Consider the following 6,667-nt stretch of genomic DNA (forward strand, 5'->3'; position numbering starts at 1 on the left):
CAGCCAGTCCCACTCGGGCACCGCCTGCTGGGCCCCAGACGCCGATGCGGCCGGCGGCGACCGCGGCGAGGTCGCACGAGCCGGAGCCGAACATGCGGACCGTCGCCGCACCCTCGATCGCGGCCAGCCAGGGCTCACGGAGCGTGGCATCGGGCAGGCGCGCGGGGTGGAGATAGGTCGCCATCGCGACCTCGGCGAGGGGCAGGTCGGCGAGGTCGCCGACGGGTGAGCCGTTGAGCGTCGTCGGCAGGTCGCGACCACCGAGCCACGCCTCGCCGACGGCAGGTTGGTGCACGGCCCCGAGAGCCAGCCCGGCGTGGTCGCGCAGCGCGAGCGCGCTGCACCAGGTGCCCAGGCCGGAGAGGAAGTTGTACGTCCCGTCGACGGGGTCGATGACCCACGTGCGACCGGAGCGGCTCTCGGCCTCGGCACCCTCCTCGCCGACGATCCCGTCGTCGGGGCGCAGCCGGGCGAGCGTGCCGGCGACGAGCTCCTCGGCGGCATGGTCGGCCGCCGTGACGACGTCGGAGATCGACGTCTTGTGCTGTGCCTGCAGCCCCTCGGCGCGCATGCGCGCGGCGAGCCGCGCCGCGTCACGGGTCAGCGCTGCGGCCAGCGCGGCGTCGTCGAGGTCGGTGAGGTGGTCGAGGTCAGCGAGATGGTCGTCCACGCGCCCCACACTATGGGTCAGCGGGTGATCACGAAGCCGCGGTCGGTCGCCACCCGCGTCCACGGCCCGATCGTGTGCACCTGAGCCTGAGCGCCGGCCTCCGGCCTCAGGAAGCCCAGCGCGTGCAGGCCGAAGGCGGTGCCCGCCGGGACCGGCGGGACGGTGGCGGTCGACCTGCCCCACACCCGCGAGCGCAGGTCGGCGACGGCTGACGCACCGGAGCCTTCCGGAGCCCCCTGGGCGACCTCGGCGATCCCCTCCCGGGCGACGGCCAGCAGGTCGGTGTCGGCGACGAGCCCGACGGGCTCCCAGCCCGAGCGGGGCGGGGTGAGCGCACGCCAGGTCGGCTGCGAGGTGACCGGCGGCGCCTCGAGCTGGGTCCTGCCCCGGGCGAGGCGATCGGTCACGGCAGCGATGGGGACGCAGGTGTCCACGTGGCCGGCTCCGCCAGGGCGCAGGTCCGGAGGCCGAGGACGAGGCCGCTGCTGCCGAGCCCGCGGCCCGGCAGCACGCAGGTCCAGGCGGCGAGGACGGACCCGACCGCCTGGAGCCGGACGTCGCCCTCGTCGTCGAGGCGCTTGGCCCGGGTCAGATAGGTCGCGAGGTCGGCCGCGGTCTGCTCGTCGGCGAGGCGAAGGGGGGTCATCGCCGGCGCCGCATCGGCACCGGGTCGCCGAGCCCCGCGCGCAGCGCGTCGCGCTCCTCGTCGGTGAGTCGACGGGCGCTCTGCGCCGCGACGTCGAACGCGACAAGCGTCGACTCCGCGCGGGCGAAGACGGCCTCCTCGTCGCGGATCGTGTAGCCCATGTCCCAGCTGGCACCGCCGAGCGAGGTCACCCACATGTCGACGAGGATCGGCTCCGGGCGGTAGACGAGCTGCTCGAGGAATTCGATCTCCTGCCGGGCGAGGAGCACGCCCGAGCGGAGCATGCTGTCGCCGCCGCTGGAGTGGAACCACTCGCCGAAGGCCCGGATGCGGGCCTCCTCGAGCAGCCGGTGGTACTGCACGTTGTTGACGTGGCCGTAGGCGTCCATGTCGCCCCAGCGCAGGGAGATCTCGGCCGTGAAGGCCCGCGGCTCGATGGTCTCGCTCGTCATGTCCACATCCTCGCACCGGCAGGGGCGCTCGTCCCCAGCCGTCCCGACGCTCGGGCGTCGTCGGACCGCTCGCCTACGGTGGAGGCCATGACCACCTCACCCGCCAGCACCCTGGCCGCCGACGCCACCGCCGTCCTGCGCCGCCTCGTCGGCCGTGACGACGTCGACTTCCGCGACGGGCAGCTCGAGGCGATCGAGGCGCTCGTCGGGGAGGGGCGCCGCGTGCTCGTCGTGCAGCGCACCGGGTGGGGCAAGTCGGCCGTCTACTTCGTCGCCTCCCGGCTCCAGCGGGCGCGGGGCGCCGGGCCGGCGCTCATCGTCTCGCCTCTGCTCGCGCTCATGCGTGACCAGATCGCCGCGGCCGAGCGGGCCGGCGTGCGCGCGGTGTCGATGAACTCCGCCAACGCGCAGGAGTGGGACGACGTGCGCGGGCGGCTGGCCCGCGACGAGGTCGACGTCCTGCTCGTGAGCCCGGAGCGGCTCAACAACCCACGGTTCCGGGCCGAGCAGCTGCCCGACCTCACCCGCCGGTGCGGCCTGCTCGTCGTCGACGAGGCGCACTGCGTGAGCGACTGGGGCCACGACTTCCGACCCGACTACCGCCGGATCAAGGACCTGCTCGGCGAGCTGCCGCAGGGCACGCCGGTGCTCGCGACGACCGCCACGGCCAACGAGCGCGTCGTCCACGACGTCGCCGAGCAGCTCGCGCCGGCGCCGAAGGGGACGTGCTGACCGTCCGGGGCCCGCTCGCGCGCGACAGCCTGCGACTGGCCGTGCTCCCCCGGTCCGGCATGGACCACCACCTCGCCTGGCTCGCGACCCACCTGGGCCAGCTCGAGGGCAGCGGCATCGTCTACACCCTCACCGTGAGCGCGGCCGAGGACGTCGCCGCCGCGCTGCAGTCCGCGGGCCACGAGGTCGCCGCCTACACCGGCCGCTCAGACGCCGAGGAGCGGGCGGCGATGGAGGAAGCGCTGCGCCACAACCGGGTCAAGGCCCTCGTGGCGACGAGCGCGCTCGGCATGGGCTTCGACAAGCCGGACCTCGGCTTCGTCGTCCACCTCGGGGCGCCGTCCTCCCCCGTCGCCTACTACCAGCAGGTCGGTCGCGCGGGGCGCGCGACGGAGCGGGCCGACGTGGTCCTGCTGCCCGGGCACGACGACGTGTCGATCTGGAAGCACTTCGCCTCCGCGTCGATGCCCCGCGAGGACCAGGCCGCGGCCGTCATCACCGCGCTCGCCGAGGCGGGGCGTCCCCTGTCGACGGCCGCCCTCGAGACGATCGTCGACATCCGGCGCACCCGGCTGGAGCTGCTGCTCAAGGTGCTCGACGTCGACGGCGCCGTCCAGCGGGTGAGCGGTGGCTGGATCAGCACCGGGCAGCCATGGGTCTACGACGCGGAGCGCTACGAGCGGGTCGCCGCGGCGCGTGAGGCCGAGCAGCAGCACATGCTCGACTACATCTCGACCCCCGACTGCCGCATGGCCTTCCTCCAGCGCACCCTCGACGACCCGACCGCTCACGACTGCGGCCGCTGCGACCGGTGCGCGAGCGCGTGGATCGACGCCGAGGTCGGCGACGACGCGCTCGGCTCGGCGCGCTCCACCCTCGACCGCGCGGGCGTCGACCTCGACCCCCGCGCCCAGTGGCCGACCGGCATGGACCGGCTCGGGGTCCCGGTCAAAGGGCAAAGATCCCGCCCGCGGAGGCCATGTCCCAGGGCCGCGCCCTCGCCCGCGTCACCGACCTGGGCTGGGGCCCCCGGGTGCGTGAGCTCCTCGCGACCGACCAGCCGGTGCCCGAGGGTGCCGTGCGCGCCTGCGTCCGGGTGCTCGCCGAGTGGGGCTGGCAGACGCGCCCGGTCGGCATCGTCACGGTGCCCTCCCGCTCCCGTCCGACCCTCGTCACCTCGCTCGCCGAGCAGCTCGGCCACATCGGGCGGCTGCCGGTGCTCGGCGCTCTCGACCTCGCCGAGGGCGGACCCGTCGGCGAGCCCGGGGGCAACTCCGCCTACCGCCTGAGCAATGTCTGGGAGCGGCTGGTCGTCGGCCCGGACCTCGCGGGGGCCCTGTCGTCCGTCGCGGGGCCGGTGCTGCTCGTCGACGACGTGGCCCACTCCCGGTGGACCCTCACCGTCGCCGCCCGGGCACTGCGCCGCGCCGGGGTCGACGAGGTCCTCCCCTTCGTCCTGGGTCTGGACGGCTGAGTAGGCTCACGACGTCCACCCCGAGCGAGGAGCAGCATGGCCGACGAGTCGATCGAGCACGCCCAGCGCGTTGCCCTGAGCACCGCCCTGTCCACGCTCGACCTCGAGGAGGTCGGCCACGCGACGATCCGCGTCGAGGGTCCTGAGGGGGTCGGCGAGCTCGGCGCCAGCTCGGCCGACGTCTACGAGGGTGAGAGCATCGCGATGCCGCACGGACGGGTCTTCGGCGGGCAGGTCCTCGCCCAGGCCCTCGTCGCGCCGGCCGCACGGTCAACGACGAGCTGCCGCACCGCATGCCGCACTCGCTGCACGCCTACTTCATGCGTCCCGGGGACTCGAGCCTGCCGATCCGCTTCGCCGTCGAGCGGATGCGCGACGGGCGCTCCTTCTCGACCCGCCGGGTCCACGCGCTCCAGCACGGCCGTCCGATCCTGTCGATGACCGCGTCCTTCCAGGACCCCTCCGACGGTCTCGACCACCACCTGCCGATGCCCGACGTCCCCGGGCCCGACGAGCTGGTGTCGGTCTCGGACAAGTACGCCGGCGTCGACCACCCGCGGGCGAAGTACATCACCACGCGACCCGTCGACCACCGCTATGTCGACGGCGACATCCTCGCGGTTCCCGCGCCCGACCACGAGGGCCGCCAGCGGGTGTGGTTCCGCACCGTCGCCCAGCTGCCGCACGACCAGCTGACCCGCTGTGCGGTCCTGGCCTTCGCCTCCGACTACACGCCGATCGACGTGATGCTGCGGGCCCACGGGCTGTCCTGGACCCAGCCCGGCCTGACCCCGGCGACGATCGACCACACGATCTGGTTCCACCGCCCCGTCGACCCCGGCGAGTGGCTGCTCTACGAGCAGGAGTCGCCCTCCACGCGCTCCGGCCGCGGGCTCATGGTGGGCAAGGTCTACACCGAGACGGGTGTCCTCGTCGCGACGATCGCCCAGGAGGCGATGGTCCGCATCAAGCAGCGTCCCGGCGCCCAGACCGCTGGCCCGTGACAGGGTGACGGTCTCGGCATGACGCTCCCCCCGCTCGTCTCTCCCGGGCCGGCCCTCACGGCCGACCAGGTGGCCCGCTACTCGCGCCACCTGCTCATGCCTGCCATCGGCGAAGGGGGTCAACGTCGCCTCCTCGCCGCCCGCATCGCCGTCGTCGGCGCGGGGGGCCTGGGCTCCCCTTCGCTCCTCTACCTCGCCGCCGCGGGCGTCGGGTCGATCACCCTGATCGACGACGACGTCGTCGAGGAGTCCAACCTGCAGCGGCAGGTGCTGCACTCCGCCGACGACATCGGGCGGGCCAAGACCGACAGTGCCGTCGAGCGGCTGCGCGCGCTCAACCCCGACGTGGCGGTCACCCCGGTCGACCGGAGGCTCGACCCGACGAACGCCCGGGAGATCCTCGCCGGGCACGACCTCGTCCTCGACGGGAGCGACAGCTTCGACACGCGCTATGCCGTCGCTGACGCCTGCGACGCCCTCGGGCTGCCGCTCGTCTGGGCCGCGGTCTTGCGCACCGAGGCCCACGTCACCGTCTTCTGGACCGCGGCCCCCGAGGGCGTCCCCGCGCCGGGGCTGCGCGACCTCTTCCCCGTGCCGCCCGCACCCGGCAGCGTGCCCGCCTGCGGCGACGCCGGTGTGCTCGGCCCGCTCGTCGGGCAGATCGGCTCGATGATGGCGACGGAGGCGATCAAGCTCATCACCGGCTGCGGCGAGCCCCTGCTGGGACGGCTCCTCTTCGTGGACGTGCTCACCGCCACCCAGCGGGAGATCCCGCTCCTGCCCCGGCACGACCGCCCGCGCCGCGCCCCTGCGTCGTCGCCCACCGACGTCGAGGAGTCGACGCCCACCGACGTCGAGCACGTCTCCCCCGCCGAGCTGGCCGCTCGCCTCGCCGGGGGCGAGGCCCCCTTCGTCATCGACGTGCGCCGACGCCCACGAGCTGGCCGAGGGCACTGTCGCCGGAGCCGTGCACATCCCGGTGGCCGACCTGCTCTCCGACCCCGCCTCGACCCGCGACGTCCCGAGCGACCGCGAGGTCGTGCTCGTCTGCCGTGCCGGTCCCCGCGCCCGGCTCGCCGCCTCCGCGCTGCGGGCGCGAGGTCACGAGCGCCTGCTCGTCCTCGATGGTGGGATGCTCACGTGGCCCGACCCCGTGCCGCACGAGGAGACGACATGACGACGCAGCGCCTGCTGCTCACCGTCGAGGAGTACCTCGACGAGCTGCTCACCGACCTGCTCGCCGGGGCGGGCCCCGTCGCGGAGATCGAGACGGTGCCCCTGGCCGAGGCCCTCGGCCGCGTGCTCGCCGAGCCGGTGACGGCCCGCGGTGACGTCCCGGCCTTCGCCAACTCCGCGATGGACGGCTATGCCGTGCGGCTGGCGGACCTGACGAGCCTGCCGGCCACCCTGCGGGTCGTCGGCGACGTGCCCGCCGGGTCGCCCGACGACCCGGCGATCGCCCCGGGCGAGTGCGTCCGGATCATGACCGGCGCCCCGCTGCCCACCGACGCCGACACCGTCGTGCCGGTCGAGCGGACCGACGCGGGCACGAGCTCGGTCCGCATCGACGAGGTCGGCGAGCGCGGGGCACACGTGCGCGGCGCGGGCGAGGACGTGCGCGGCGGTCAGACGATCGCCAGCGCCGGCACGACCTCACCGCCCGCGTCCTCGGGTCGCTCGCGGCCGCCG

The 6,667-nt window shown here is 74.6% G+C and carries 7 protein-coding genes and 2 pseudogenes; 5 read left to right on the plus strand and 4 right to left on the minus strand.

Going from position 1 to position 6,667, the window contains the following annotated elements:
• The 4 genes from AC2W7J_RS14160 to AC2W7J_RS14175 form a co-directional block, all read right to left on the minus strand.
• A partial coding sequence (locus AC2W7J_RS14160) for an inositol monophosphatase family protein (protein WP_485983162.1) occupies nt 1–670 on the minus strand: 670 nt, incomplete at its 3' end.
• A 17-nt stretch (nt 671–687) separates the two neighbouring features.
• Nucleotides 688–1,077 carry a DUF8185 domain-containing protein gene (locus AC2W7J_RS14165; RefSeq protein WP_485983164.1) on the minus strand — a complete coding sequence of 130 codons (390 nt, stop codon included), beginning with the start codon at nt 1,075–1,077 and terminating at the stop codon, nt 688–690.
• A complete protein-coding gene (locus AC2W7J_RS14170; protein ID WP_485983166.1) occupies nt 1,074–1,316 on the minus strand; it encodes a DUF8010 domain-containing protein in 243 nt (80 codons plus the stop codon). Before AC2W7J_RS14170 ends, AC2W7J_RS14165 begins: the two co-directional genes overlap by 4 nt.
• On the minus strand, nt 1,313–1,768 hold the full coding sequence (locus AC2W7J_RS14175) for an acyl-CoA thioesterase (RefSeq protein WP_421007369.1): 456 nt from the start codon (nt 1,766–1,768) through the stop codon (nt 1,313–1,315). Before AC2W7J_RS14175 ends, AC2W7J_RS14170 begins: the two co-directional genes overlap by 4 nt.
• A gap of 87 nt (nt 1,769–1,855) precedes the next feature.
• On the opposite strand from AC2W7J_RS14175, the pseudogene AC2W7J_RS14180 reads away from it, so the two are divergent.
• The 5 genes and pseudogenes from AC2W7J_RS14180 to AC2W7J_RS14200 all read left to right on the plus strand — a co-directional run.
• Nucleotides 1,856–3,974: pseudogene (locus AC2W7J_RS14180) on the plus strand (RecQ family ATP-dependent DNA helicase).
• Between the two features lie 293 nt (nt 3,975–4,267).
• Nucleotides 4,268–4,978, plus strand: coding sequence for an acyl-CoA thioesterase (locus tag AC2W7J_RS14185; RefSeq protein ID WP_485983168.1), 711 nt, complete (start codon nt 4,268–4,270; stop codon nt 4,976–4,978).
• 96 nt (nt 4,979–5,074) lie between these two features.
• Nucleotides 5,075–5,698, plus strand: a pseudogene (locus AC2W7J_RS14190) (HesA/MoeB/ThiF family protein); the annotation flags it as partial.
• Nucleotides 5,699–5,957: 259 nt separating this feature from the next.
• Nucleotides 5,958–6,155, plus strand: coding sequence for a rhodanese-like domain-containing protein (locus tag AC2W7J_RS14195; protein ID WP_485983170.1), 198 nt, complete (start codon nt 5,958–5,960; stop codon nt 6,153–6,155).
• Nucleotides 6,152–6,667: MoeA family protein (locus AC2W7J_RS14200; protein WP_485983172.1), on the plus strand; the 516-nt coding region annotated here is incomplete at its 3' end. The genes AC2W7J_RS14195 and AC2W7J_RS14200, both read left to right, overlap by 4 nt.

It is taken from the genome of Janibacter sp. CFPM2_SD2 (assembly GCF_057364645.1).